We start from the raw sequence: 25,737 nt of genomic DNA, 5'->3' as shown, positions 1-25,737 counted from the left end.
GCGATCCTCACTTGGCCTTGCGACGGGCGGCAGGGCTACGCCGACTGGCCGAGCGGCCAGCACTCTTGGGCTTGGGTGAATCCTTGGCCTTGTCCTGCTTGCCACCCAGGCTGCGGCGCAGCAATTCGGTGAGGTCGATGACGTCGGCGCCACTGTCTTCGGTTTCGGGCTCCTCGGCGACGGCTTCGAGCTTGCCATCCTTGAGCTTGCGCTCGACCAAGGCCATGACGTTGTCCTTGAAGGTGTCGTGGTACTGGTCCGGATCCCATTGCTCGGTCATGTCGTCCACCAGGCGCTGGGCCATGTCCACTTCCTTCTTGCTCACCTTGGCGTCCAACCCTTCGAGTCCGACGTCTTCCGCGGACCGCACCTCGTCGGCCCAGCGCAGGGTATTGAGTACCAGCGCATCGCCCAGCGGCATGATCACCGCCAGGTGCTGCTTGGAGTGCATCACCAGATTGGCCACCCCGACCTTGCCGGCGGCGCTCAGGGTGTCACGGAGCAGGGCATAGACCTTTTCGCCATTCTTGTCCGGCGCCAGGTAGTAGGGCTTCTCGAAGTGCAGGATGGAGATCTCGCGCGCCTCGACGAAGGTCAGGATGTCGATGGTGCGGGTGGCCTCGGGCAGGGCATTGTGGATCTCGTCCTCGCTGAGCACCACGTACTTGCCCTTGCCATGTTCGATGCCCTTGACGATGTGTTCGCTGGGCACCTCCTTGCCGGTGGTCTTGTTGATGCGCTTGTAGCCCACCGGGTCGAGGCTGCGATCGTCCAGCCAATCGAAGTCGATGCCCGACTGCCGGGTCGCCGAGACCACCGAGACGGGGATGTGCACCAGGCCGAAGCTGACGGCGCCTTTCCAGATCGAGCGGGGCATGGACGTTCTCCTTGAGGGGTGTCCCTCTATGGATAGGCCGGCGATCCACCCGGTTCCGCCCCCGGGGAACCCCGCTTCGTTGTTGGGTTCTACCCCCGAACGACGATTTTGCCGTTGCAGGTGCAGGGTAGAGAGGAGCAGGGCGTGGACAGTGTCGATCAGGAAGTTTTGCGCAAGACCCTGGCCTGGCGACGGGAGGGCCATGGCGTCAGCCTGTTCACCGTGGTCCAGACCTGGGGCAGCTCGCCGCGGCCGCCGGGCGCCATGCTGGCCTTGCGCAACGATGGCCAGGTCTGTGGCTCCGTGTCCGGTGGCTGCATCGAGGACGATCTGATCGCCCGACTGCACGCCGGCCAATTCGCCGGGGAACGCCCGGAGATCATCACCTACGGTGTCTCCGGCGACGAAGCGGCGCGTTTCGGGCTGCCCTGTGGCGGTACCCTGCGTCTGGTCCAGGAACAGGTCGGTGACTGGCGCTGGGTGGAGCAGCTGTTACAGCGCTGCGACGGTCATGAACTGGCCTTGCGCGAGCTGGACCTGGCCACCGGCGAGGTGCGGATCTCCAGCGCCACGCGCGACGAGCCGGTCACCCTGGACGAACGACGCCTGCGCCTGGTGCATGGCCCACGCTGGCGCCTGCTGCTGATCGGTGCCGGTCAGCTGTCGCTCTATGTCGCCGACATGGCCGCCATGCTCGATTTCGAAGTGCTGGTCTGCGATCCCCGTGAGGAATTCCGGCAGGGGTGGGAGACACGTCAGGCGCGTTTTATTTCCGGCATGCCGGACGATGCGGTGCTGTCGATCCGCCCGGACGAACGCACCGCGGTGGTGGCCCTGACCCACGATCCGCGCCTGGATGACCTGGCGTTGCTGACGGCGCTGCAGTCCGATGCCTTCTATGTCGGCGCCCTGGGTTCGCTGCGCAACAATGACCGCCGTCGTGAGCGGCTGCTGCAGCTGGAGGTGCCAGTGGCGGCCATCAACCGCCTGCATGGCCCCATCGGCCTGCATATCGGCAGCCATACGCCGCCGGAGATCGCGCTGTCGCTGCTGGCGGAGGTGGTAGCGGTCAAGAACGGCATCGCCCTGACCCAGAAGAAGCGGGCCTTGGTGGCGGTGGAACAGGTCGCCTAGGGATGACAGGGGTACAGGTGCTCGTCCTGGCAGCCGGAGCCGGTAGCCGTTTCCGCGCAGCGGGCGGTGACGACAAGCTGCAGGCACCATTGCCCGGTCACCCCGAATCGACGGTATTGCAAGCCACCTTTCGCCTCTGGAAGAGCCTGGATCTGCCCTGCCTGGCAGTGGTCGCGAGCGGGGCCCCCTGGCGCGCCGAGCTGGCCCGAGAGGAGGGCCTGGAAGTGCTGACTCTGCCCACCACCGGCATGGGCGACAGCCTGGCCGCCGCAGTGCGAGCGACGCCGGACGCATCCGGTTGGCTGGTCGCCCTGGGCGACATGCCCTTCGTGCAGCCCGCCACGGCGCGACAGCTGCTGGCGCTGCATGACCCGGCGCGCGTCGTCGTACCCGTTTTTCAGGAAAAGCGCGGTCACCCCGTGCTCTTTGGTCGGAATTTTGCCGCTGCGCTGGGCGACCTCCTGGGCGACGAAGGAGCGAAACGGCTCTTGCGCCAGGCGTCGGTGCTAGAGCGGAAGGTGACGGACGCCGGTATCCACCTTGACATCGATACCCCCGCTGACCTTGAAAAAACACCCTCGGTGGCTCTCGAACTTCCTCATTTCGCTGTTCTTCCAACGCAGGAGAACGCTATTTGGGGCAAGACGATCATGAATACCATCGAGTCCATGCTGGACTATCTCAAGGATCACGAGCTGCAGCTCACCACGGCGGAATCCTGCACCGCGGGCAAGGTAGTAGGGTTGCTGTCGGAAATACCCGGCAGCGGCAGTTGTATCGAGTCCGGTTACGTCGTCTATTCGCCCGAAGCCAAACAACGTCTGCTGGGCGTCAAGCCGGAGACGATCGAGCGGCATAACCTCACCAGCGAAGCCGTGGCACGAGAGATGGCCGCGGGCGCCCTGCGCGACAGTCCGGCCCAGGTGGCCATCGCCAATACCGGGCTGGCCGGGCCGGGCGGGGCGGATGGCATTCCCCAGGGAACCGTCTGCTTCGCCTGGGGCTATCGGGTCGGTGACGACATCGTGCTCTATTCCGAAACCCAGCATTTCGACGGTGACCGCGAGGCCGTGCAGCTGGCCGCGGCCCGGCACAGCTTGAACGCCGTAGTGCCCTATCATCAACGTCTCGAACGCGAATCAGAGGAGAATGCCCGATGACCGAAGCCCTTCAGCGCGACATCATCCAGGCCCTGCAGGTACCCGAGCAATTCGATCCAGCCCAGGAGGCCGAGCGGCGCATCCAGTTTCTCAAGGATTATCTGCTCAACAGCCGCCAGGAGAGCTATGTGCTGGGCATCAGTGGCGGCGTGGATTCCTCCACCGCCGGCCGCCTGGCGCAGCTGGCCGTGGAGCACGCGCGCGAGGAGAGCGGCAACGCACGCCTGAGATTCATCGCCATGCGCCTGCCCTATGGTGTCCAGCGTGATGAGGAAGATGCCCAGCGCGCGCTCAAATTCATCCAGCCGGACGAGACCCATACCGTCAACATCAAGCCGGCCAGCGACGCCATGCTCGCCTCGGTGCGCGAGGCGCAGGTGGCCTTCGATGACGAGCTCCACGAAGACTTCACGCTGGGCAACATCAAGGCGCGTCAGCGCATGATCGCCCAATACGCCGTGGCCGGCGCCCGTCGAGGGCTGGTGATAGGCACCGACCATGCGGCGGAGGCTCTGATGGGCTTCTATACCAAATTCGGCGATGGCGCCTGCGATCTCACGCCCTTGCACGGCCTCAACAAACGGCGGGTCCGGGCCGTGGCCGAATGGCTGGGTGCGCCGGACGATCTGGTACACAAGGTGCCCACCGCTGATCTGGAATCCCTCTCACCGGGCAAGGCCGACGAAGATGCCTTCGGCATCACCTACGCCGAAATCGACGACTTCCTCGAAGGCAAACCGGTGAGCCCGGCAACCCTGGAGATCATCCTCAACACTTACCGGCGCAATGCCCATAAGCGTGATCTTCCCTATACCCCTTTCTAATTGATTCAAAGGGTTAGGACGTTTTATAAAGGTTTTTTCTGACGTCCGTTCCTGAATATTGCCCGCCTTTCAGCCTGCGTCCCGGTATATCCCAGCGAATACCGGGACACAGGCTTCTTTATTTATAAATAACTTTATATTCCTGTCATAAGCAGATGATATTTATGGATTTTATCCATTTTTCAGAAGCGATCGGTCATTGCCGTTTCGCTGAACTTTTGCGCGCCCTCGGTGCTCAGACTCTTTCAGACACACCCGCGTGAGTGCTTCCGGTTGCAGTAGAGCCGCGGCTGTCTGGAGTGGTGTCCTCCTGGGCATCGCTACGGGTTACCGATCCCTCTGCGAGGGGTTGGCCAGCCAGGCCTCTTTGGCGGCAAGCCAAGCAGTAGTGGGTTCATGACCTAGGTCGCAGCGCTTGAGCGCTGCGACCTTTCACGCGTCTCTAGATGGAGTCAGGCTCGATGTCGAACACCGATCTCCCCGGTTCTTTTTCCACGCTTTCCCTCGATCCCGTCACGGCTGCCCAGACTCCGCGCATCGCCATCGAATCGGTCACTCCGGCCGTGGACAATGGCCAGTTTGCCGCCAAAGGTATCGCCGGTCGGGTCGTCGAGGTGACCGCCAAGATCTTCGCCGATGGCCACGACAAGCTGGCTGCCAGCGTGCTCTGGCGTCAGGAGGGCGAGGAGAACTGGCAACACGCTCCGCTGACCCTGGAAACCAACGATCTCTGGCGCGGTCGCTTCACACCGCCGGCCGTGGGTCGTTACGAATTCGTGGTCCAGGCCTGGTGGGACGTCTGGGGCACCTATCGCTACGAGATCGAGAAGAAGTACGCCGCGGGTGTCGGCCTGAACCTGGAGTTGCAGGAAGGCCGCATCCATGTGGAACAGGCGCTGTCTCGCGCTGAAGGCGAGCAGCGCGGTCCGCTGGAGGCGCTACTGCAGCGCCTCGATCAGGCGGGCAGTGAGGGCGACAAGGTCGCCGTGCTGCTGGCGGGTGAGGCCAGCCAGGCCATGGCACCTGTGGATGCCTATGTGCATCTGACCCACAGCATCGAATACCCGCTGGACATCGAGCGCCTACGCGCCGAATTCGCCAGCTGGTACGAACTCTTCCCACGCTCGATCACCGATGACCCCCAGCGCCACGGCACCTTCCGTAACGTGATCGGCGAATTGCCGCGTGTTCGCGACATGGGTTTCGATGTCCTGTACTTCCCGCCGATCCATCCGATTGGCCTGGCCCACCGCAAGGGCAAGAACAATACCCTGGGGGCGGGCGCGGATCAGCCGGGCAGTCCCTATGCCATCGGCAGCCCCGATGGCGGCCACGATGCCGTGCATCCCGAGCTGGGTACCCTGGAGGACTTTCGCGCCCTGGTGGCCGCGGCCGCCGACCACGGCCTGGAGATCGCCCTGGACTTCGCCATCCAGTGTTCGCCCGACCATCCATGGCTCAAGGAACATCCGGGCTGGTTCTCCTGGCGGCCGGATGGGTCCATGCGCTATGCGGAGAACCCGCCGAAGAAGTACCAGGACATCGTCAACGTCGACTTCTATGCCAAGGATGCCGTGCCGGATTTGTGGCTGGCGCTGCGTGACGTGGTCTGGCACTGGGTGGAGCAGGGCGTGAAGATCTTCCGCGTCGACAACCCCCACACCAAGCCGCTGCCGTTCTGGGAATGGCTGATCGCGGACATCCGTGGGCGCGACGCCGATGTCATGTTCCTCGCCGAAGCCTTCACCAAGCCAGCGATGATGGCGCGCCTGGGCAAGGTGGGTTATAGCCAGAGCTACACCTATTTCACCTGGCGCAACACCAAGGCTGAGCTGACCGAGTATTTCACCCAGCTCAACGAAGCGCCGCTGCGCGATTGCTACCGGCCGAATTTCTTCGTCAACACGCCGGACATCAACCCGGGCTTCCTGCAGACCAGTGGCCGTCCCGGCTTCCTGATCCGCGCGGCCCTGGCCACCATGGGTTCCGGTCTGTGGGGCATGTACGCCGGCTTCGAGCTCTGCGAGGGCGCGCCCCTCACGCCCGGCAAGGAGGAATACCTGGATTCGGAGAAGTACGAGCTGCGCCCGCGCGACTTCTATGCGCCGGGCAACATCATGGGCGAGATCGCCCAGCTCAACCGGATCCGCCGGCAGAACCCCGCCTTGCAAACCCATCTGGGGCTCAAGGTCTACACCTGCTGGAACGACCAGATCCTCTATTTCGGCAAACGCACCGACGACCTGGGCAACTTCATCCTGGTGGCGATCAACCTGGATCCCTTCAACGCCCAGGAAGGCCATTTCGAACTGCCATTGTGGGAGCTGGGCCTCGACGATCACGCCACTACCTATGGCGAAGACCTGATGACCGGGCACCGCTGGGCCTGGCACGGCAAGACCCAATGGACACGGCTGGAGCCGTCGATGCCCTTCGGCATCTGGCGCATCCAGGCGGGCCACTAGCGACCTCTCAGACGGGTCGACCAGGCAGCGGGAGACATCCCGGCGTGCCTGGTCCGATCCATCTCCATCGCCGGGCGGCATGGACGACCGGCGCACGTATCTGATTCAGACGCCCTGTTAAGGACCTGACGACATGGCAAAACCCAATAAAGCTCGTTCCCGCAAACCTGCCGCCTTCATCGACGATCCGCTGTGGTACAAGGACGCGATCATTTACCAGGTGCACGTGAAGTCGTTCTTCGACTCCAACAACGATGGCATCGGCGACTTCCCCGGCCTGATCGACAAGTTGGACTACATCGCCAGCCTGGGCGTCAACACCATCTGGCTGCTACCTTTCTATCCCTCGCCGCGCCGCGACGACGGCTACGACATCGCCGAGTACCGTGGCATCCACCCTGACTACGGCACCATGGCCGATGCCAAGCGATTCATCGCCGAAGCCCATGCCCGTGGCCTGCGGGTGATCACCGAGCTGGTCATCAACCACACGTCCGACCAGCACCCCTGGTTCCAGCGCGCCCGCCGCGCCAAGAAGGGCTCGGCGGCGCGCAATTTCTACGTCTGGTCCGACGATGACCAGAAGTACGATGGCACCCGCATCATCTTCCTCGACACCGAGAAGTCCAACTGGACCTGGGACCCGGTCGCCGGCCAGTACTTCTGGCACCGCTTCTATTCCCACCAGCCGGACCTCAATTTCGACAATCCCCAGGTCATGAAGGCCGTCATCTCGATCATGAGGTACTGGCTGGATCTAGGTGTCGACGGTCTGCGTCTGGATGCTATTCCTTACTTGGTGGAGCGCGACGGCACCAATAACGAGAACCTTCCCGAGACCCACGTGGTGCTCAAGGAGATTCGCGCCGAGATCGACGCCAACTATCCGGACCGTATGCTGCTGGCCGAGGCCAACCAGTGGCCGGAAGACACCCAGCTGTATTTCGGCGATGGCGACGAATGCCACATGGCCTTCCACTTCCCGCTGATGCCGCGCATGTACATGGCCATCGCCCAGGAAGACCGCTTCCCCATCACCGATATCCTGCGCCAGACCCCGGAGATCCCGGCCAATTGCCAGTGGTCGATCTTCCTGCGCAACCACGATGAACTGACCCTGGAGATGGTGACCGACCGCGAGCGGGATTATCTCTGGAACTACTACGCCTCGGATCGCCGCGCGCGTATCAACCTCGGCATCCGTCGTCGTCTGGCGCCTCTGCTGGAGCGCGACCGTCGCCGTATCGAGCTGCTCAACAGCCTGTTGCTGTCGATGCCCGGTACCCCGACGATGTACTACGGCGACGAAATCGGCATGGGTGACAACATTCACCTGGGCGACCGCGATGGCGTACGGACCCCGATGCAGTGGTCGGTCGACCGCAACGGCGGCTTCTCCCGCGCCGATCCAGCCAGCCTGGTGCTGCCGTCGATCATGGATCCGCTCTACGGCTACCAGGCGATCAACGTCGAGGCTCAGTCCCGCGATCCCCATTCGCTGCTCAACTGGACGCGGCGCATGCTGGCCGTGCGCAAGCAGCAGAAGGCGTTCGGTCGCGGCACCCTGAAGATGCTGTCGCCCACCAACAGACGCATCCTGGCCTACCTGCGCGATTTCACCAATGCCCAGGGTGAGCACGAGACCATCCTCTGCGTGGCCAACGTTTCCCGTGCCGCCCAGGCGGTGGAGCTGGACCTGTCCAACTTCGCCGGTCAGGTGCCGGTGGAAATGATCGGCGGCAGCGCCTTCCCGCCCATCGGCCAGCTGCCCTACATGCTGACCCTGCCGCCCTATGGCTTCTACTGGTTCTACCTGGCCGGCAACGAACAAATGCCCGCCTGGCACACCGAGCCGCCGGCGCCGATGCCCGACTACCAGACGGTAGTGATCAAGCGCAATCTGCAGGAGCTGCTCGACGGCGAGCCGCGCCGCATCTTCGAAGAGGTACTGCCGGTCTATCTGCCCAAGCGCCGCTGGTTCGGTTCCAAGGACGAGGCCATCACCGGCGTGCGGCTGGACTACGCCGCCCAGATCAATACCCCCAAGCTGCCGGTGATGTTCAGCGAAGTGGTGGTGACCAACGCCAAGGGCGAGGAGCGTTATGCGCTGCCCCTGGGTTTCCTTGCCGAGGAAGACCAGCACTGCAGCCCGCTGGCGACCCAACTGGCCATTTCCCGCATCCGTCATGTGCGCCGCGTGGGCCTGGTGACCGACGCCTTCGCTCTGACCAGCTTCGTGCATGGCGTGTTCGACGCTTTCCACAAGGGCGCCAAGCTTGCCGTGCCCGCGGGTGAACTGCGCTTCGAGGTCTACGATCAGGCCGAAGACTTCGCGCTGGATCCGGACATCGAGATCAAGCACCTGGGCGTGGAGCAATCCAACAGTTCGCTGATCGTCGGCGATCACCTGATGCTCAAGCTGATCCGCAAGGTGGCGCCGGGCATCCATCCGGAAGTGGAGATGGGCCGCTATCTGGCCCAGGCCGGATTCGCCAATATCGCCGCGACCCACGCCGTGGCCCAACGCGTCGCCGCGGATGGCACGCCGCACGTACTGATGCTGGTCCAGCAGCACATCCACAACCAGGGTGATGCCTGGACCTGGAGCCTGGACGGGCTGGATCGCGTCACCCGCGATCTGCTCAGTGGCGGCATCTCCGACGTGGAGAACGAATTCACCGCCATGGGCGATCTGACGGCCTTCGCTGGCGTACTGGGCAAGCGTCTCGGTGAGATGCATCGGGTGCTGGCGCAGCCCACCGAGGATGCAGCCTTCGCCCCCGAAACCGTGGACGCCCAGGCGGCCAAGGAGCTGGCACATCGCGTACGCGTCCAGGTCGACGGCGCTCTGGATACCCTGCAGGGCATGGGCGACCAGCTCGATGCTACCGGCAAGGAGCTGCTGCAGCGCCTGGTCGGCAAGCGCGAAGCCCTGGCCAAGCGGATCGAGGCCCTGGCCGCCGACGTCGAGGGTGGTCTGCGTATCCGTGTCCACGGCGATCTGCACCTGGGTCAGGTGCTGGTGGCCCAGGACGATGCCATCCTCATCGACTTCGAAGGCGAGCCGGCGCGGTCGCTGGAAGACCGCCGCGGCAAGTACGGTCCGCACAAGGACGTTGCCGGGGTGCTGCGCTCCTTCGACTACGCGGCGGCCATGGTCACCCAGTCGAGCAACGCCGGCGCCGATACCTCGGAAGAGCATCTGCAACTGCGTGCCAAGGCGGCAGAGACCTACCGCAATGCGTCCTACGCAGCCTTCCTGGAAGGCTATCGCACTGCGGCGGCCGACATCGGCCACCAGTGGAGCGAGCGGGGCGAGCAGGCGGCGCTGGATCTCTACAGCCTGGAGAAGGCGGTCTATGAGATAGGCTACGAGGCTGCCAATCGACCCACCTGGATCAACATCCCGCTACGTGGCGTCGCCGCCATCGTCGAGACCCTCTTGTCCGGAGCCCGCGCATGACCGATCACAATACCGCCCCCGTCGCTCTCCTGGACGACGCCCGGCTCTCGGCTGCCGAAGCCGAGTCGCTGGCCCGCGGCGAGCACGGCAATCCCTTCGCCGTGCTCGGTCCCCATCCCGATGGCGAGGACGTGATCGTCCGCGCCTTTCTGCCCAGTGCCTTGGGTGTCGAACTGGTCGATCGCGTCAGCGGTCGGCCCCTGGCCCAGATGCAGCCCGGGCGGGTGCCCGGCCTGTTCGTTGCACGGCTGGAGTACGCCGCGCCCTACAAGCTGATCATCCGCTGGCCCAGCGGTGTGCAGGAAACCGAGGATCCCTATTCCTTCGGCCTGTTGCTGGGGGAGACCGATCTCTACCTGTTCAACGAAGGCCGCCACCGCAATCTCGGCGAGACCTTTGGCGCCCAACGCTGCCAGGTCGACGGCATCGAGGGCGTGCGCTTCGCGGTCTGGGCGCCCAATGCCCGGCGCGTTTCGGTGGTGGGCGACTTCAACAGCTGGGACGGCCGCCGCCTGCCCATGCGTCTGCGTGCCAACAGTGGCGTCTGGGAGCTGTTCGTCCCGCGCCTGCCGGTCGGCACGGCCTACAAGTACGAGATCCTCGGCCAGCACGGCGTGTTGCCGCTCAAGGCCGACCCCATTGCCCTGGCGGCGGAGTTGCCGCCGCGCACCGCCTCGGTGGTGGCCGACAACAAGCCTTTCACCTGGCACGATCAGGACTGGATGGCTCGCCGTCGCGAGTTGCAAGGCGTGGAAGCGCCTATCTCGGTCTACGAATTGCACGCCGGTTCCTGGCGCCGCGAAGGGGGTGACGAGGGGCGACAGTACAACTGGCGCGAGCTGGCGGAGCGCTTGATTCCCTACGTCCGCGAGATGGGCTTCACCCATATCGAGCTGCTGCCGATCATGGAGCATCCCTTCAGCGGTTCCTGGGGCTACCAACCGCTGGGCCAGTTTGCGCCCACCTCGCGCTTCGGCACCCCGGCAGACTTCGCTGCCTTCGTCGATGCCTGTCACCAGGCGGACATCGGTGTGATCCTCGACTGGGTCCCGGCGCATTTCCCCACCGACGAACACGGCCTGGCCCGTTTCGACGGTACCGCCCTGTACGAGTACGAGCACCCCTTCGAAGGCTTCCACCAGGACTGGAACACCTACATCTACAACCTGGGGCGCCACGAGGTGCACGGCTTCATGCTGGCTTCCGCAATGCATTGGCTCAAGCACTTCCACATCGACGGCCTGCGGGTGGATGCCGTGGCCTCCATGCTCTACCGCGACTATTCGCGCAAGCACGGTGAGTGGATTCCCAACATCCACGGCGGTCGCGAGAACCTGGAGACCATCGCCTTCCTGCGTCACCTCAACGAGGTGGTCCACGAAGAGGCGCCAGGCGCGCTGGTGATCGCCGAGGAATCCACCTCCTGGCCGGGCGTCAGCGCACCGGTCAGCGAAGGGGGGTTGGGTTTCGACTTCAAGTGGAACATGGGCTGGATGAACGACACCCTCCACTATGTGGAAGAGGATCCGGTCTATCGCCAGTACCATCATCACCAGATGACCTTTGGCCTGGTGTACGCCTGGTCCGAACGCTTCATGCTGCCCATCTCCCATGATGAGGTGGTGCACGGCAAGGGCTCGATGATCGAGAAGATGCCGGGCGACGTTTGGCAGAAGTTCGCCAACCTGCGTACCTACCTGAGCTTTATGTGGACCCACCCGGGCAAGAAGCTGCTGTTCATGGGCTGCGAATTCGGTCAGTGGCGCGAGTGGAGTCATGATCGCGAGCTGGACTGGTTCCTGCTGGAGCACGGTACCCACCGGGGCGTGCAGCAGCTGCTGGCCGATCTCAACCACCTCTATCGTCATGAGCCGGCCCTGCACGAGCGTGATCATCTGCCTGAGGGCTTCGATTGGGTGGTAGGGGACGACAATGGCAACAGCGTCTTCGCCTGGCTGCGCAAGGACGCCCAGCAGCGACCGCTGCTGGTCATCGCCAACTTCACCCCAGTGCCGCGTCACGACTACCGAGTGGGCGTGCCTGCACTGGGCCACTGGCAGGAGATCTTCAACAGCGATGCCGAGCGCTACGGTGGCTCCAATCTGGGCAATGGCGGCGGCGTGACGGCCGAGGAAATCGGCGCCCACGGCCAGCCGGCCTCGCTGAATCTGCAAGTGCCACCGCTGGGTCTGCTGGTGTTCAAGCCGCAGGGCTGATCCGGGAGCGCCCCATACGGGGCGCGTTCCGCTGACAGGCATCCCCGTTCTGGGCGATGCTTGTCAGGCATCTGGCCACCGAGAACCCCATGATCGATCTCGCTGAATGGAATCTGACGGTTCCCGTACCCATGCCCGTGGCCCAGGTACAGACCGCCGAACTCAACAGTAGCGCCTTTCGCAGCCTCTACCTCACGCGCGGCGAGGGGGGATCGCTGGTGTTCTGGGTCCCGGTGACCGGCACCCCGCAGCCCTTCAGCAGCTATCCCGCCACCGAGCTCCGCGAGACGCGTCCGGACGGCAGTGCCTATGCCTGGAAGTACCGCGAGGCGGACGCCCTGCTACAGGCCGAGGCGGCGGTGCAGCAGGTGCCGTCACGCCCTGAGGTCATCATCAGCCAGATCGAGGACCAGACCGCGATACCGGCCGCGCCTCAGGCGCTGTTGCAACTGGTCTATCGGGTGGAGAGTCCGGCCACGGGCAATGGGCAGGTCGCCCAGGGTCAACTGATCGCCCGGTTGCGAGAGAGCCCCAGCGACAGCCCCAAGGACGTCATCCTGCTGGAGCACCTGCCGCTCAACAGTCGCTTCAGCTACGACATCAAGCTGACGCGCAGTGGCGTGCTCACCATACGTGCCCATGGTGCCGGTTCACGAAACGGGGATCTGGGTCTGCAACTGGACAACGCCTGGAGCAACCATCACCTGTATTTCAAGGCGGGCGCCCGCTTACGTGACGGGGAAGGACCCGCCACCGAGGGCGGACGGGTACTCTTCTACCGGCTGATTTCCATGCACCAGCCCAATAATCGGTAGGCCCGTCTCAGGTGGCGTGCTTTTCCTGCTGCTTGCGCTCTTCGCGCCGATCATTGCTCACCTTGAGCTTCTTGGCACGACCTTCCAAGGCGAAATAGAGCACCGCGGCGATCAGCAGCGGGATGATGAAATAAAGGGTCCGGTAGCCAAGCAGGGCGGCGATGATCTTGCCCTGGCTGAGGCCGTCATTGGCCAGCAGGGCGATGAAGACCGTCTCCAGTACGCCGACGCCAGCCGGGATATGCACGATGACCATGGCGATGCTGGAGAGCAGCAGTACGCCGAGCACATGCAGATAGTCCACCTGGCGGCCAAGGAAGAGATAGACGATGGCGGCCATGGCCATCCAGTTGATCGAAGACACCAGCAGTTGCAGGCAGGCCATGCGCAGTGAGGGCAGGGCGAGCCGCTGCTTGCGCACCGTCCATTCGCGCTGTTTGGCGAAGGCGCAGACGCCCAGGTAGAAGACGATGAAGGCTAGCAAGCCGAAGCCAATCAGCCGCAGCGTGGTGTCGCCGACGAACCAGTTAGGCGGCATGTCCACCACACCGCTGACGAAGATGCCACCGGCGAGCAGCACGTACCCCAGCCAGTTGGTGGCGATGCTCAGGGAGAAGATGCGGGTGATGGTGCCACTGGAAAGACCCAATCGCGAGTAGAGGCGATACCTCATGCCGATGCCGCCGACCCAGGTGCTCAGGGTGAGGGTAAAGGCGTAGCAGATGAAGGACACCAGGAACACCTGGCGCTTGACCAGCTTGTGCCCGCAATAGGCCCGACCGATGAGGTCGTAGCAGCCGTACATGATGTAGGACAGCACCACCAGGCCACCGGCCATGGCCAGCGTCGTCCACTTGTAGCCGGTAAAGACCTTCCAGACCTCGCCCCAGTCGACCTTCCGGGCGTAGATCACCAGCAGCACCACGACCGCGATCAGAAACACCCAGGTCAGGATCTTCTTGGCCAGGACCCAGCGGCCGTTCTGCGGCTTGGCGGCAGTCTGCCCGTCTTCCTGGTCGTCGGCGTGATCCAGGGTGTCGCTGTGGCTGCTCATCGTTGGGGATACCTTGAAATCGGGGAATCGACCCGGTCCTGGGTTTCCAGCTCGGGCTGCACCGGTGGACTCACCAGTTCGATCTTGGGGGTATGACCGGGCAGCCAGCCGACCCAGGCGGGGAAGTGGCGCAAAAAGTGGAAGACCAGCATCGTCTTGGCCAGGTGCCAATAGGTGCGCTTGGGCACCTTGCTGCTGTCGACGTGCTCGCAGTGATGCTCGATCAGGGTTTCCAGGCGACCGCGCAATTCACGGTTGAAAGCGTGGTCATGGAAGATCAGGTTGCATTCGAGATTGAGCGAAAGACTCAAGGGGTCCAGGTTGCTCGAACCCACGGTGGACCAGTGCTCGTCCATGGTCGCCACCTTGCCGTGCAAGGGGCGCAGGCAGTATTCGTAGATCTCCACCCCGGCCTTGACTAGGTAGTTGTAGAGCATCTGGGCGCCGACCTTGACGATGGCCATGTCCGGCTCGCCTTGTACGATCAGCACCACCCGGACGCCGCGCTGCGCCGCGTTACGCATCTCCCGCAGCAGACGATAGCCCGGGAAGAAGTAGGCGTTGGCGATCACCACCTCGCGTTTGGCGTTGCGCAGCATTTCCAGGTAGTGCTTTTCGATGTCGGCGCGATGTTCGTCGTTGTCGCGGTACACCAGCAGGGCCTGGGCATTGCCCGGGTTGCGGTTGTTGGCCGGCTTCTGCGAACGCTTGCCCCACCAGCGGTGGGTTTCCTCAGGCGAGTTGATGGCGTCGCGAGCGAAGCGATGGATATCGTCGACGATGGGGCCTTCCACCTCGACGGCGTAGTCCTGCTTGGCTTCCGGCCCGAAGTCACCCAGGTGCTCGGCGGAATAATTGATGCCACCGATGAAGCCCAGGCGGCCATCCACAACCACGATCTTGCGATGCAGGCGGCGGAAGAGGTTGGTCCTCATGCCCATGACCAGCGGGCGCGGATCGTAGTAGCGGAAGCGCACGCCGGCATGAACCATCTCATCGATGAAATCACGCGGCAGATCGGGCGAGCCATAGGCATCCACGGTGATGTCCACCTGGACACCACGCCTGGCCGCCGCCACCAATTCTTGCTGCAGGCCCTGACCCACCTTGTCGTAGAACAGGATGAAGGTCTCGATGATGACTTCGCGCTCCGCCTCGCGGATCGCCTCGAAAACCCGGGGAAAGAAGTCCTCGCCGTTTTCCAGCAAGGCGATGCGGTTTCCGTCCCGCCACTCGAAGTTCATAGGTGGAAGTCCGCAGCCAGGGGCGCGTGATCGGACAGGTGCGACCACGGCTGATTGCCCAGCACCTGTGGGCGACCGACGCTGACGTTACGGGTATAGATGCGATCCAGGCAGAGCAGTGGACGCTTCGCCGGGAAGGTCTTGGGCAGCCGCCCTGCGGTCTTCATGAACACCTCTTCGAGTCCCGCGCCTTGGCCAAGGATGTCGTTGGCCTTCTGGCGCCAGTCGTTGAAGTCCCCTGCCACCACGACGGGCGCGTCGCTGGGCAGGGAATTGATGTGTTCGCAGATCAGCTTCATCTGCATCTGGCGATGCTTTTCCCGCAACCCCAGATGGACGCAGATGACGTGCAGATCCACCCCTTGATCCGGTACGCGCAGGACGCAATGCAGCATCCCGCGTTTTTCCGGACCGGCGATGGAAATGTCGAAGTTGTCGTAACTGACGATGGGAAACTTCGACAGCACCGCATTACCGTGATGGCCGTCCGGGTAGACCGCATTGCGCCCGTAGGCGAAATCGGTCCACATCGAATCGGCCAGGAACTCGTACTGCGGCGCCGCCGGCCAGTTCTCGAAGCGCAACGGGTGCTTTTCGTGGGTACCCAACACCTCCTGCAAGAAGACAATGTCCGCTGACACCGTCCGCACCGCCTCGCGCAATTCCGGCAAGATGAACTTGCGGTTGAAGGACGTGAAGCCCTTGTGCGTGTTGATGGTCAGGACCTTGAACGAAAAACCCTGTTGCGCGTTCGTCATGCCTGGCGCTTCCTCCGCTTGGTCTGGGTCAGCTCGAACAGCAGTACCGAGCGTCCGGTGACCTGATAGGTGTCTCCAAAATTGAAGACGTCGCCGGCATCCAGGTCAGGCTGATTGGTATCCAGCTGCAGGGACCAATGCTCGCCCATGGGGACTTCCGGCAGGGTGAAATCCACCACGTCATAATGAGCATTGACCAGAATCAGCAGCGAGGTATCCGCGCCCTTGCGACGAATGCCGGTCGGCTGGGCACGGCCATCGAGCAGGATGCCCATGCACTTGTTGCTGCCGTCCTGCCACTGCTCGTCGCCCATCTCGGTGCCGCCGGGCTGCAGCCAGGTGACATCCTTGACGCCCAGTTCCTCGTTGTAGGCACCGGTAAAGAAGCGGCTGCGACGCAGCAGCGGATAGCGACGGCGCAGGTCGATCAGGTTGCGCACGTATTCCTGGAGCTCGGCGCTCTTTTCGCTGATCTCCCAGTTGACCCAGCCGATCTCGCTGTCCTGGCAGTAACCGTTGTTGTTGCCGCCTTGGGTACGGGCGAATTCGTCACCGGCCAGCAGCATCGGCGTGCCCTGGGACAGGAAGAGGGTGGCCAGCAGGTTGCGCATCTGGCGATAGCGCAGTTCGATGATTTCCGGATCGTCGGTCTCGCCTTCGACACCACAGTTCCACGACAGATTGTGGGAATGGCCGTCGTTGTTGCCTTCGCCGTTGGCCTCGTTGTGCTTGTCGTTATACGACACGGTGTCGGCCAGGGTGAAGCCGTCGTGGGCGGTCACGAAGTTCACCGATGAATAGGGCTTGCGACCGCGACGATTGAACTTGTCGCCGGAGCCCAGGAAGATCTTCGCGAAATCGCCGATCTTGTCTTCGTCACCCTTCCAGAAGGCCCGCGCGGTGTCACGGAAGGTATCGTTCCACTCCATCCAGCCGGGTGGGAAGTTGCCGACCTGGTAGCCGCCGGGACCGCAGTCCCAGGGCTCGGCGATGAGCTTGGTCTCGGCCAGGATCGGATCCTGACGGCAGGCGTGCAGGAAGCCGCCGCCTTCGTCGAAGCCATCCGGCTCGCGGCCCAGGATGGTGGCCAGGTCGAAGCGGAAGCCGTCCACGCCCATCTCGGTGGCCCAGTAGCGCAGCGAGTCGGTCACCATCTGCAGCACGCAGGGATGGCTCATGTTCAGGGTGTTGCCGGTACCGGTGTCGTTGATGTAGTAGCGCGCATCATCGGGCATCAGGCGGTAATAGTTGGCGTTGTCGATGCCCTTGAGCGAGAGGGTCGGGCCCATCTCGTTGCCTTCCGCGGTGTGGTTGTAGACCACGTCGAGAATGACCTCGAGGCCGGCATTGTGCATGCGCGCGACCATCACCTTGAATTCGCCGATGGACTGGCTGGCCATGTAGCGCGAATGCGGCGCGAAGAAAGCCAGGGTGTTGTAGCCCCAGAAGTTCTTCAGGCCCTTTTCCAGCAGATGGTTGTCGTCCAGAAAGTAGTGGATCGGCATCAGCTCGACGGAGGTTATGCCGAGGGACTTGATGTAGTCGATGACCTCGCTTTCCTGCAGGCCGGAGAAGGTACCGCGGGCACTTTCCGGGACGGCCGGGTGCTGCATGGTGTAACCCCGGACGTGGGTCTCGTAGAACACGGTACGATCACGCGGGACCCGCGGATGGGTGGTGTTGCCCCAGGTGAAGGCGGGGTCGATGACCCGGCAGCGCGGCATGAAGGGCGCGCTGTCACGCTCGTCGAAGGACAGGTCGCCATCGGCGTGGCCGATGGTGTAGCCGAACAGGGCGTCGTTCCACTCCAGCTCGCCGACGATCTGCTTGGCATAGGGATCGATCAGCAGCTTGTTGTGATTGAAGCGATGGCCGTTCTGCGGCTCGTACGGGCCGTGTACCCGGTAGCCGTAGAGGGTGCCGGGACGGGCATCGGGCAGATAGCCGTGCCAGATCTCATTGGTGAATTCCGGCAGTTCGATGCGCTCGATTTCTTCCTTGCCTTCATCGTCGAAGAGGCAGAGTTCGACCTTGGTGGCGTTGGCGGAAAAGATGGCGAAGTTCACGCCGGAGCCGTCCCAGGTAGCGCCCAGGGGATAGGGCAGGCCTTCACGAACACGAGACTTGGACTTACTGATGAAAGTGGTTGCTTCGGTTAACGGCTTGTTGGACTCAGTTGAAGTCATTTCGACGCTCTCGGGATAGCTAGGAAGGAAGTAGCTCTGACTCGGCTCTCAATACCTGCCGGTGGCTGAATCGATACAGATCCGGCTACCTGCATATGAAAGGCCCGGCGCAGCGCAGTTCCGAGCTCCCATGGCGAGCCGACAAAGCGTTGTTTTTGCAGGAAAAATCAGAAAACCAGGGATAACGCAGACGCCGCAGCGAGGCGGCAGAGAGAAGGCCTGGCCGAGTGGCCAGGCCGGAACATCACATCACTCGCTGGCGGCGGGCTTGGCCGTCGTCGCCTTGGCCCGGGAGGCACGCGGCTTCTTCGGCGTGGCAGGTGCCACACCTACGCCAGTCGCCTCGACATTGGCATCGGCTTTAGCCTTGCTGGCGGTGGTCTTGCTTGCACTGGGCTTGACCGCCTGCTTGACCTTGGAGGCGACCTTCTTGGCAGCCGACTCGACCTTCTCGGTCACGGACTCACCGGTAGCTTCCGCCTCGGTGGCCGCCTTTTCGCTGCCACTCTTGGTCTTGCCAGCGGTGCGGGCCTTGCTCGCCACGGGCGTGTCCGCGCCCGCAGTGGTCTTGATTGCACGAGGCTTCTTGGTCGCGGTCTTCTTGGCCACGCCTTCCTGTTCGGCTTCGTACAGGCGGGTCGCCATTTCCCAATGGCGATCGTGTTCGTGGGCCGGCCGTCCTTCGGACTCCCAGATCTGATAGGCGAGCTGCTGGATGCGTTCGTCTTTTTGGGTCATTGCGGTACGGCTCCTTGAGTGATGTCTTGTGTGCTGAGCAATCCAAGCGGAAAACGTGCCAGAACCTCGCCGACAGAAAGCTCTTTCTTCTGGTCATGGACAGACGAAGGGGCGAAAGTTTCCCCAAAACGGTACATGGACAAGGTTTCCGGGAGTTTTATCCGGGTATCACCCCAGGCCGCTGCAGAAAAGCGCAATGTTTCGCTGTTCTCCAGCAGGTCGGAGGCATGCACCGGCACGATGACGATCACCGCCTGCTGCTCCCAGGTACGGGCGAAGGCCAGTACCTGATCGGCGTGGGCGCCCGCAACGGACAGCGGGAGGTAGCTACCTTCGGTGAACAGCTGTGGCTGCAGCTTGCGCAGTTGCAGCACGCTGGCCAGCACCTGTTGTTTGATCTCGCCGTTCTGCCAGGTATCCAGAGCCGCGTCGGCAGTGGTGTGCTTGGCCAGGGCCTGCTGCCGCGGGGCGTAGTCCACGGCGCGGCGATTGTCGGGCTCCACCAGGCTGAAATCCCAGAATTCACCACCTTGGTAGAGGTCGGGCACGCCGGGCGCGGTATTGCGCAGCAACATCTGCACCAGGCCATTCAGGGCACCGGCTGGAGCCAGTTCACGGACGGCTGCGACGATCTCGCGGCGCAGGGCAAGATACTTGTCGTCGGTGAGGAGGCCTTCCAGGAAGGCCTTGCAGGCCGCTTCGTAGTCCCCATTCGGCGCCCACCAGTCGGACTCCAGCTTCTCTTCGCGCAGGGCCTTTTCCTGCCACTGCAGCAGGCGCTCCAGATAGGCCTGCAGGCCCTGCGGGTCGTCGGCCTGCAGCTGTAGCGGCCAGCTGGCGAGCAGGGTCTGGTAGAGCATCAGCTCATCACCTGGGGTCGGTGCGGGTGCATCGTTCCACTGGCCGCGCAGAGTAGCAGCCTGTTCCATCCAGCCACTGACCTGGGCGATATAGGCTTCCGGGCGTTCCGAGACCACCGCCAGGCGGGCGCGGGTGTCTTCGCCACGCTTATGGTCGTGGGTCGCGGTGGTCAGCATGTTGCGCGGAAAATGCTCTGCACGCCAGCCGCTGGCCTGGTGGAAGGCGCTGACCGGCTGGGCGAAATGCTGCGGATCGAAGCCCACGTCGTTGCGCGATAGCAGTGGAGCGGAGCGATAGCAGGCGGTGTCTTCCACGGCCTTAGCGGCGATGGGCGAGGTGAGTTGCTGGAATTTGGTGATGGCACGGCGCTGTTCGCGACGGGCCACGCTGCCCACTGGCTTGTGGCGCGGCGCATCGCCACCTAGCCAGGCGCGTAGTTGCTCCAGCAGCGGCTGCTCCGCTTCGCTGACATGGGGGCGGGCGGCCTCCAGCGCGGTATCGAACCACTGGGCATCGGCGCCGACGAAACCCGCCGCGCCGGCATAGGTGCGATAGACCTTGAACTGCACGATCAGCTCCAGCAACACCCGGCGGATGGCGCCCTGGCTGGTGTCGCGGGTACGCCAGTCCTGTTGGGCCAGCAGGTGCAGGGTGTGCACGGCCGATTCGAATTCGCTGGACAGTGCGCCGGTGAGCACCAGGCGCCGTGCTTCCCGTACCTCTTCGAGGAAGTCCTCGGTACGACCGGTCTGCTCGGCCCAGAACCGGCGCAGCGGCGCTTCACCGCTGGCCGCATGCTGCACCGCTGAGACCTCGTTCATGAACTCGTAGCCAGTGGTGCCGTCGATGCCCCAGCCTTCGCGCAGCTGCTCGCCTTCGGCCAGGATCTTCTCGATGTAGATGGGGAAGCCATCTTCCGGCGCACCGCCGGCACGGTTGGCACAGAGGTCGTCCACCCGGCGGCGCAACTTGCGGCAATAGGCGCGCGGATTGGCCAGGCCGTCGATGTGATCCAGGCGCAGGCCATCGAGCAGGCCTTCACTAATCAGGCGGAAGATCAGCGAATGGGTTTCCTCGAACACCTCGTGGCGTTCCATGCGCAGGCCGCCCAGTTCAGTGATATCGAAAAAGCGCCGCCAGTTGATGTCGTCCGAGGCAGTGCGCCAGCTGGCCAGGCGATAGTGCTGGCTCTCCAGCAGGGCGTGCAAGCGTTCCTGATTGGCCGGCTGGCTACCGTCGAAGGCGGCGACCGCCTTGTCGATGGCGGCCGCCACGGCCGGGTCCTTGGCGGCGTCCGCCAGCTGGCGCTGGGCGCCGCGCGCTTCTTCCAGGTCCCTGGCACGCGCCGAGAAGGCATCGGCGAACAGGCTCAGCTGGGGCAGGTCGCTCTCGCGCAGGATCTGGCCGTAGGTCCCTGGATTGATGGGGAAGTGGTGGGCGTAGTATTCCACGCGGAAGGCGCCTTGCTCGGCGTCGAACACCAGCTTGAGCTCACCGGCCTGCAGCACGTTGCCGTAGGCGTCACCCAGGAAGGGCAGCAGCACCTGGCCCTGTAGATCCGGGTCCGGCCCGTACCAGTTGATGTCGTAGAAGCCGGCATAGCGGCTCTGGCGGCCCCATTCGAGGATGTCCAGCCACCAGGCGTTCTCCGAGCCGCCCACGTTGGTGTGGTTGGGCACGAAGTCGGCGATCAGGCCCATGCCATGTTCGCGCAGGCGGGCCACCAGGCGACGCAACGCCTCTTCGCCGCCCAGCTCCGGGTTGACCCGGGTGGGGTCGACCACGTCGTAACCGTGCACGGACCCGGCGCGGGCGGTGGTGATGGGCGACGCATAGATATGGCTGATGCCCAGTTTGGCGTAATAATCGACCAGGGGCAGGGCATCGTCGAAGGTGAAATCCTTGTGGAACTGCAGGCGTACGGTAGCGCGCAAGCGACTCATCGAGTGTTCTCCGGATTGTTACGGGCAGTGCTCAGCACGCTTAGGCGTCGTTCAGGTGTGGCGGCGTCCAACAGGCGCTCCGCGGGAGCGTCCCAGCGGCGCAGCCAATTGGGATGTTCGTTGGTGGTGCCGGGCAGGTTGGCCTGCTCCAGCTGGCCCAGGGCGTCTTCCACCGGCAGGATGATCAGCGGTGCCGGGGTGCGGCCGATGAAGGCGATGGCGGCATCGACCGCCTGTTCGACGTTGCTTTCCCGAATGTCGTCCAGTTCCAGCACCTTGGCCAGGTATTGACGATCCTCGGCCCGTTCGTCGAGCCGGTCCTGGCGCGTTGTGCCATCGGGCAGCAGCCCCAGCTCCTCCTGCCAGTCGGCATCGCGGCCCTGCCACCAACCAGTAAGGGTCGGCAGGTCATGGGTGGTGGGCATGCCCATGGCTGTGTCCGACCATTGCTCAGCGGGCTTGAAGGCCTTGCCATCTCGCTCGAACAGCAGCACCTGCATGCCCATGATGGCGCGTTCGGCCAGGCGTTCACGGAAGCCCTCGGGCACCGTACCCAGGTCTTCGCCCATGACCACGCAGCGATGCCGCCAGGACTCCAGGGCGACCAGGCGCAGCAGGTCGTCGATGGGGTAGGAGAGATAGGCGCCGTCGGCCGGGGAGGCACCCTCGGGCACCAGCCAGAGCCGTTGCAGACCCATCACATGGTCGATGCGCACACCGCCGGCGTGCGCGAAGTTCGCCTTGAGCATCTCGATGAAGGCGCGGAAGCCATGCTGGATCATGCCGGTGGGCGAGAAGGCGGATATGCCCCAGCCCTGGCCCTTCTGGTTGAGCAGGTCCGGCGGACAACCCACGGTGACCGAAGCCAGCAGCTCTTCCTGGCGGCTCCAGGCCTGGCTGCCACCCCCATCCGCGCCCACGGCGATGTCGGCGATCAGACCGATCTTCATACCCGATTCGCGGCACTGCTTCTGGGCGGCGGACAGCCCTTCGCTGGCCAGCCACTGGGTGAAGGCATAGAACTCCACGTCCTGGGCGTGGCGTTCGGCGAACTCAGCCACGGCAGGATTCTTGGGGTCGCGATACTGCTGCGGCCAATGCTGCCAGCTCGGCGAGGCATCGCCCTGGGTGAAGGAGGCATGCAGGGCTTCGAAGCGGCAGTGATTCTCCAGGGCTTCGCCACCGTCGCGGCGGAAGGCCTCGAAGCGCTCGCGCAGTGTGCCGGCGGCGGTGCGAAACTCCAGATGCAGGGTGCGCAGCAGGCGCAGCCGCAGCTTGGCCAGGGCCGGCCAGTCGATCAGCTCAAGCTGTTCGAGGCGCTCGGCTTCCGCCTGCAGGCCGGCGCGCTGCATGGCCTGACGCACGGGCTCGGCGCCCAGCACCAGCTCTGGCGCGGCATAGAGCACATTGAAGAACACCCGACTCGACGGCGAATAGGGGCTGTAGCGACTGCCATCGGCGCTGAACATGGCGTGCAGCGGGCTGATGGCCAGGGCATCGGCGCCCTTGCCGGCAGCTGCCTTAGCGAGCTGCACCAGACCCTGCAAATCGCCCGCACCGCTGCCACCGTCGCGTCTGAGGCTATAGAGCTGCACGGCCAGGCCCCAGAGCCTGGCCTGCTCGTCGCCTGTGGCGTCGGCGATGGTAAAGCAGCGCTCTGGCGCGACGGCCAGGATCAAGGCTTCACCACCGATTTCCGCCTGGTGATAACCGGCGGTGCTGATGGGCGCGAGCTGGCCCTGGTCATCTACCTGACCTTCCAGGCGCTCGCCGTCTTCCAACTGCACCTCATAGCGGACGCCACGCTTGAACTGGTCAGGTGTCCCGACGGGTTTACCGACCACGGCCGTGAGGAGGGGTGGCAGATGATCCTTGTCGCCGACCTCGGCCAGCTTGCGCAGGCTGGCGTCGATGTCAGCATCACTGTCCGCGGGCAGCTCGATGGCCTTGAGCAGATTGCGCAGCGCCTCGGGACTCACCCGTTGGCGCTTACCGTCGTAGGCGGTCCATTCGATGGCGATACCGGCGGCCTTGGCCAATTGTTCCAGACGATCGCCACTCATGCCTGTTTCTCCAGCCAGACCAGTGCGCAGTGGGCAGCCAGCTGACCGTCCTGCCGGGCTGGCGCCGCCGCCGCGTCGCTGCTGTGCAGCAATTCACCCTGGGGTGCCTCGTCCACCTGCACGGCGTTCTCGCTCAGGTTGAGTTCGATGATCAGGCGGCTGCCATCGGCCAGGCTCCAACGTGCCCGCACGGCGCGCTCGGCCAGAGCTTCGGCGCCCTCGGCACGGGCGCCTTCCAGACGCGGGAAGAGTTCCCGGTGCCGGATCTCCAACAGTTCGCGATACAGGCCGACCCAGGCCGCATGATCGGGCTGATCGGCCTCGCCGAAGTTCGGCTTGGAGTCTTCGAAGGTCTTGGGCGCGTTCGGATCGGGGATCTGCTGGCGATGCTCTTCGCTGGTGAAGAAATCGAAGTCCTTGAATTCGTTGCGGCGACCGTCGCGGACCAGTTCGGCCAGCTCGTCGTTGTGGCTGGTGAAGAACAGGAAGGGTTGGCGGCTGCCCCATTCCTCGCCGATGAACAGCAGCGGAATCATCGGGCTGAGCAGCAGCAGGGCGGTAGCGGCCTTCAGCGCGGGCTCCGGCGCCAATCGGGTCAGGCGTTCACCGAAGGCACGGTTGCCGACCTGGTCATGGTTCTGCAGGAAGATGACGAAGGCCGAAGCCGGCAGGTCCTTGCTGGGTTCACCGCGGGCCTTGCCATGGCGGGTCTGCTCGCCCTGGTAGATGAAACCCTCACCCAGGCAGCGCACCAGCTTGGCCGTGGCGTCTTCGGTGAAGTCCTGGTAGTAGCCTTCGTTCTCGTCGGTGAGCATGGGGTGGATGACGTTGTGCCAGTCGTCCGCCCACTGCGCGTTGTAGTGCTTGCCGCCGAGCAGGGTCGCGGTGTTGTCTTCGTTTTCCAGCATCAGGTGGATGTGGCGACCCGGTTCGACGGTGCTGCGGATCTCCTCGGCCATCTCTTCGAGGAAACCCTTGTCGTTGATGGCATGGACCGCGTCGAAGCGCAGGCCGTCGAAGCGATACTCCATCAGCCACAGCAGGGCGTTGTCGATGAAGTAGCGGCGCACGGCGTCCTGGCGGAAATCGATGGCGGCGCCCCAGGGGGTATGGATGTCTTCGCGGAAGAAGCGCTCGGCGTAGGCGTGCAGGTAATTGCCGTCAGGGCCGAAGTGGTTGTAGACCACGTCCAGGTAGACCATGACGCCATGGGTGTGGGCGGTATCGATCAGCGACTTGAGATCGTCCGGGGTGCCGTAGGAGGCCTCCACCGCATAGGGCAGCACGCCGTCATAGCCCCAGTTGCGGCCACCGGGGAATTCCGACAGCGGCATCAGCTCGATGGCGGTGACGCCCAGCGCGGCCAGACGTGGCACCAGCTTCTCGACGCCGAAGAACCCACCCAGGGTGCCGACGTGCAATTCATAGATGACGCTTTCGTGCCAAGGACGGCCTTGCCACTCGACGCTGCGCCAGTGGTAGGTGGTCGGGTCGATGACGATGCTCGGCTCGTGCACGTCGCCAGCCTGGGCCCGGGAGGCCGGATCCGGGACCAGCAGGTCCTCGATCTGGTAGCGATAGCGGGTACCGGCGCCGCATTGGGCTTCTACCGCGAACCAGCCGTCTTGCTCGGCTTCCATGGGAAGGGTCATGCCACCTTCCAGGACCACCGACACGGCGTCGGCGCTGGGCGCCCAGAAGTGAAAGAGGGTGCGGTCCTTGCTCACCAGGGTGGCACCGGCACGGGTCTGCCAGGCATAGCCCCCGGTCACCGCGGCTGCATCGCGCGAAATATCAGTCATGGATAGAGAACTCCCGAAACCGGACGGCAGAAAAGACACTGCGGCCCAGTTGGCCGCAGTTGCTGTTATGACCGGTGAGAGCTGCTCAAAGTTGGGCGGGGGAAGCGCTTTTCGTCGGCCTTTTGCCGAAGGAA

At 63.9% G+C, this 25,737-nt stretch carries 16 protein-coding genes and 1 pseudogene; 8 read left to right on the top strand and 9 right to left on the bottom strand.

Features of this window, described 5'->3' with window-relative positions:
* Nucleotides 1–7: 7 nt before the first annotated feature.
* Nucleotides 8–877 carry a Ku protein gene (locus tag NRG74_RS07155; protein WP_257706152.1) on the bottom strand — a complete coding sequence of 290 codons (870 nt, stop codon included), beginning with the start codon at nucleotides 875–877 and terminating at the stop codon, nucleotides 8–10.
* A 144-nt stretch (nucleotides 878–1,021) separates the two neighbouring features.
* Between NRG74_RS07155 and NRG74_RS07150 the strand changes: the two genes are divergently transcribed.
* The 8 genes and pseudogenes from NRG74_RS07150 to NRG74_RS07115 all read left to right on the top strand — a co-directional run bounded on the left by NRG74_RS07150 (nucleotide 1,022) and on the right by NRG74_RS07115 (nucleotide 12,954).
* The gene (locus NRG74_RS07150; protein WP_257706151.1) at nucleotides 1,022–2,011 is read left to right on the top strand and encodes an XdhC family protein; all 990 of its coding nucleotides are present in this window, start codon (nucleotides 1,022–1,024) and stop codon (nucleotides 2,009–2,011) included.
* A gap of 2 nt (nucleotides 2,012–2,013) precedes the next feature.
* Nucleotides 2,014–2,451: pseudogene (locus tag NRG74_RS07145) on the top strand (nucleotidyltransferase family protein); the annotation flags it as partial.
* 210 nt (nucleotides 2,452–2,661) lie between these two features.
* Nucleotides 2,662–3,171 (top strand): CinA family protein, encoded by a 510-nt coding sequence (locus NRG74_RS07140; RefSeq protein ID WP_064308798.1) that lies wholly within the window; start codon nucleotides 2,662–2,664, stop codon nucleotides 3,169–3,171.
* On the top strand, nucleotides 3,168–3,995 hold the full coding sequence (gene nadE / locus NRG74_RS07135; RefSeq protein ID WP_257706150.1) for an ammonia-dependent NAD(+) synthetase: 828 nt from the start codon (nucleotides 3,168–3,170) through the stop codon (nucleotides 3,993–3,995). The genes NRG74_RS07140 and nadE overlap by 4 nt, the downstream gene beginning before the upstream one ends.
* Before the next feature lie 461 nt (nucleotides 3,996–4,456).
* Nucleotides 4,457–6,460, top strand: a complete 2,004-nt coding sequence (locus NRG74_RS07130) for an alpha-1,4-glucan--maltose-1-phosphate maltosyltransferase (protein ID WP_257706149.1) — start codon at nucleotides 4,457–4,459, stop codon at nucleotides 6,458–6,460.
* A gap of 133 nt (nucleotides 6,461–6,593) precedes the next feature.
* Nucleotides 6,594–9,923 carry a maltose alpha-D-glucosyltransferase gene (gene treS, locus NRG74_RS07125; RefSeq protein WP_257706148.1) on the top strand — a complete coding sequence of 1,110 codons (3,330 nt, stop codon included), beginning with the start codon at nucleotides 6,594–6,596 and terminating at the stop codon, nucleotides 9,921–9,923.
* The gene (glgB, locus tag NRG74_RS07120; protein WP_257706147.1) at nucleotides 9,920–12,139 is read left to right on the top strand and encodes a 1,4-alpha-glucan branching protein GlgB; all 2,220 of its coding nucleotides are present in this window, start codon (nucleotides 9,920–9,922) and stop codon (nucleotides 12,137–12,139) included. The genes treS and glgB overlap by 4 nt, the downstream gene beginning before the upstream one ends.
* 89 nt (nucleotides 12,140–12,228) lie before the next feature.
* Nucleotides 12,229–12,954, top strand: coding sequence for a polysaccharide lyase family 7 protein (locus NRG74_RS07115; protein WP_257706146.1), 726 nt, complete (start codon nucleotides 12,229–12,231; stop codon nucleotides 12,952–12,954).
* Nucleotides 12,955–12,961: 7 nt separating this feature from the next.
* On the opposite strand, the gene NRG74_RS07110 is transcribed toward NRG74_RS07115, so the two are convergent.
* The 8 genes from NRG74_RS07110 to treZ form a co-directional block, all read right to left on the bottom strand.
* Nucleotides 12,962–14,008, bottom strand: coding sequence for a lysylphosphatidylglycerol synthase transmembrane domain-containing protein (locus tag NRG74_RS07110; RefSeq protein ID WP_017639949.1), 1,047 nt, complete (start codon nucleotides 14,006–14,008; stop codon nucleotides 12,962–12,964).
* Complete coding sequence (gene clsB / locus NRG74_RS07105) at nucleotides 14,005–15,252, bottom strand: cardiolipin synthase ClsB (RefSeq protein WP_257706145.1); 1,248 nt, start codon at nucleotides 15,250–15,252, stop codon at nucleotides 14,005–14,007. The genes NRG74_RS07110 and clsB overlap by 4 nt, the downstream gene beginning before the upstream one ends.
* Nucleotides 15,249–16,010 (bottom strand): endonuclease/exonuclease/phosphatase family protein, encoded by a 762-nt coding sequence (locus NRG74_RS07100; RefSeq protein ID WP_017639947.1) that lies wholly within the window; start codon nucleotides 16,008–16,010, stop codon nucleotides 15,249–15,251. Before NRG74_RS07100 ends, clsB begins: the two co-directional genes overlap by 4 nt.
* Nucleotides 16,007–18,196 carry a glycogen debranching protein GlgX gene (gene glgX, locus NRG74_RS07095; protein WP_231893088.1) on the bottom strand — a complete coding sequence of 730 codons (2,190 nt, stop codon included), beginning with the start codon at nucleotides 18,194–18,196 and terminating at the stop codon, nucleotides 16,007–16,009. Before glgX ends, NRG74_RS07100 begins: the two co-directional genes overlap by 4 nt.
* 249 nt (nucleotides 18,197–18,445) lie before the next feature.
* Nucleotides 18,446–18,934: a DUF2934 domain-containing protein gene (locus tag NRG74_RS07090; protein ID WP_257706144.1), complete on the bottom strand. Its 489-nt coding sequence runs from the start codon at nucleotides 18,932–18,934 to the stop codon at nucleotides 18,446–18,448.
* Nucleotides 18,931–21,738, bottom strand: coding sequence for a malto-oligosyltrehalose synthase (gene treY, locus NRG74_RS07085; RefSeq protein WP_257706143.1), 2,808 nt, complete (start codon nucleotides 21,736–21,738; stop codon nucleotides 18,931–18,933). The genes NRG74_RS07090 and treY overlap by 4 nt, the downstream gene beginning before the upstream one ends.
* Nucleotides 21,735–23,801 (bottom strand): 4-alpha-glucanotransferase, encoded by a 2,067-nt coding sequence (gene malQ, locus NRG74_RS07080; RefSeq protein WP_257706142.1) that lies wholly within the window; start codon nucleotides 23,799–23,801, stop codon nucleotides 21,735–21,737. The genes treY and malQ overlap by 4 nt, the downstream gene beginning before the upstream one ends.
* A complete protein-coding gene (gene treZ, locus NRG74_RS07075) occupies nucleotides 23,798–25,603 on the bottom strand; it encodes a malto-oligosyltrehalose trehalohydrolase (protein WP_257706141.1) in 1,806 nt (601 codons plus the stop codon). Before treZ ends, malQ begins: the two co-directional genes overlap by 4 nt.
* Between the last annotated feature and the right edge of the window lie 134 nt (nucleotides 25,604–25,737).

Source organism: Pseudomonas oryzihabitans, from assembly GCF_024652905.1.
GTDB lineage: Bacteria > Pseudomonadota > Gammaproteobacteria > Pseudomonadales > Pseudomonadaceae > Chryseomonas > Chryseomonas benzopyrenica.
The sequence above is the reverse complement of the archived record's forward strand: the minus strand, read 5'-3'. Positions and strand labels throughout refer to the sequence as shown.

Excerpts from the sequence above, each read along its gene's own strand:
- NRG74_RS07155 (WP_257706152.1), bottom strand. The coding sequence starts at position 877 with ATGCCCCGCTCGATCTGGAAAGGCGCCGTCAGCTTCGGCCTGGTGCAC.
- NRG74_RS07110 (WP_017639949.1), bottom strand. The coding sequence starts at position 14,008 with ATGAGCAGCCACAGCGACACCCTGGATCACGCCGACGACCAGGAAGAC.
- treZ (WP_257706141.1), bottom strand. The coding sequence starts at position 25,603 with ATGACTGATATTTCGCGCGATGCAGCCGCGGTGACCGGGGGCTATGCC.
- NRG74_RS07100 (WP_017639947.1), bottom strand. The coding sequence starts at position 16,010 with ATGACGAACGCGCAACAGGGTTTTTCGTTCAAGGTCCTGACCATCAAC.
- NRG74_RS07140 (WP_064308798.1), top strand. The coding sequence starts at position 2,662 with ATGAATACCATCGAGTCCATGCTGGACTATCTCAAGGATCACGAGCTG.
- NRG74_RS07090 (WP_257706144.1), bottom strand. The coding sequence starts at position 18,934 with ATGACCCAAAAAGACGAACGCATCCAGCAGCTCGCCTATCAGATCTGG.
- glgX (WP_231893088.1), bottom strand. The coding sequence starts at position 18,196 with ATGACTTCAACTGAGTCCAACAAGCCGTTAACCGAAGCAACCACTTTC.
- glgB (WP_257706147.1), top strand. The coding sequence starts at position 9,920 with ATGACCGATCACAATACCGCCCCCGTCGCTCTCCTGGACGACGCCCGG.
- treS (WP_257706148.1), top strand. The coding sequence starts at position 6,594 with ATGGCAAAACCCAATAAAGCTCGTTCCCGCAAACCTGCCGCCTTCATC.
- treY (WP_257706143.1), bottom strand. The coding sequence starts at position 21,738 with ATGAGTCGCTTGCGCGCTACCGTACGCCTGCAGTTCCACAAGGATTTC.
- NRG74_RS07130 (WP_257706149.1), top strand. The coding sequence starts at position 4,457 with ATGTCGAACACCGATCTCCCCGGTTCTTTTTCCACGCTTTCCCTCGAT.
- NRG74_RS07115 (WP_257706146.1), top strand. The coding sequence starts at position 12,229 with ATGATCGATCTCGCTGAATGGAATCTGACGGTTCCCGTACCCATGCCC.
- malQ (WP_257706142.1), bottom strand. The coding sequence starts at position 23,801 with ATGAGTGGCGATCGTCTGGAACAATTGGCCAAGGCCGCCGGTATCGCC.
- nadE (WP_257706150.1), top strand. The coding sequence starts at position 3,168 with ATGACCGAAGCCCTTCAGCGCGACATCATCCAGGCCCTGCAGGTACCC.
- clsB (WP_257706145.1), bottom strand. The coding sequence starts at position 15,252 with ATGAACTTCGAGTGGCGGGACGGAAACCGCATCGCCTTGCTGGAAAAC.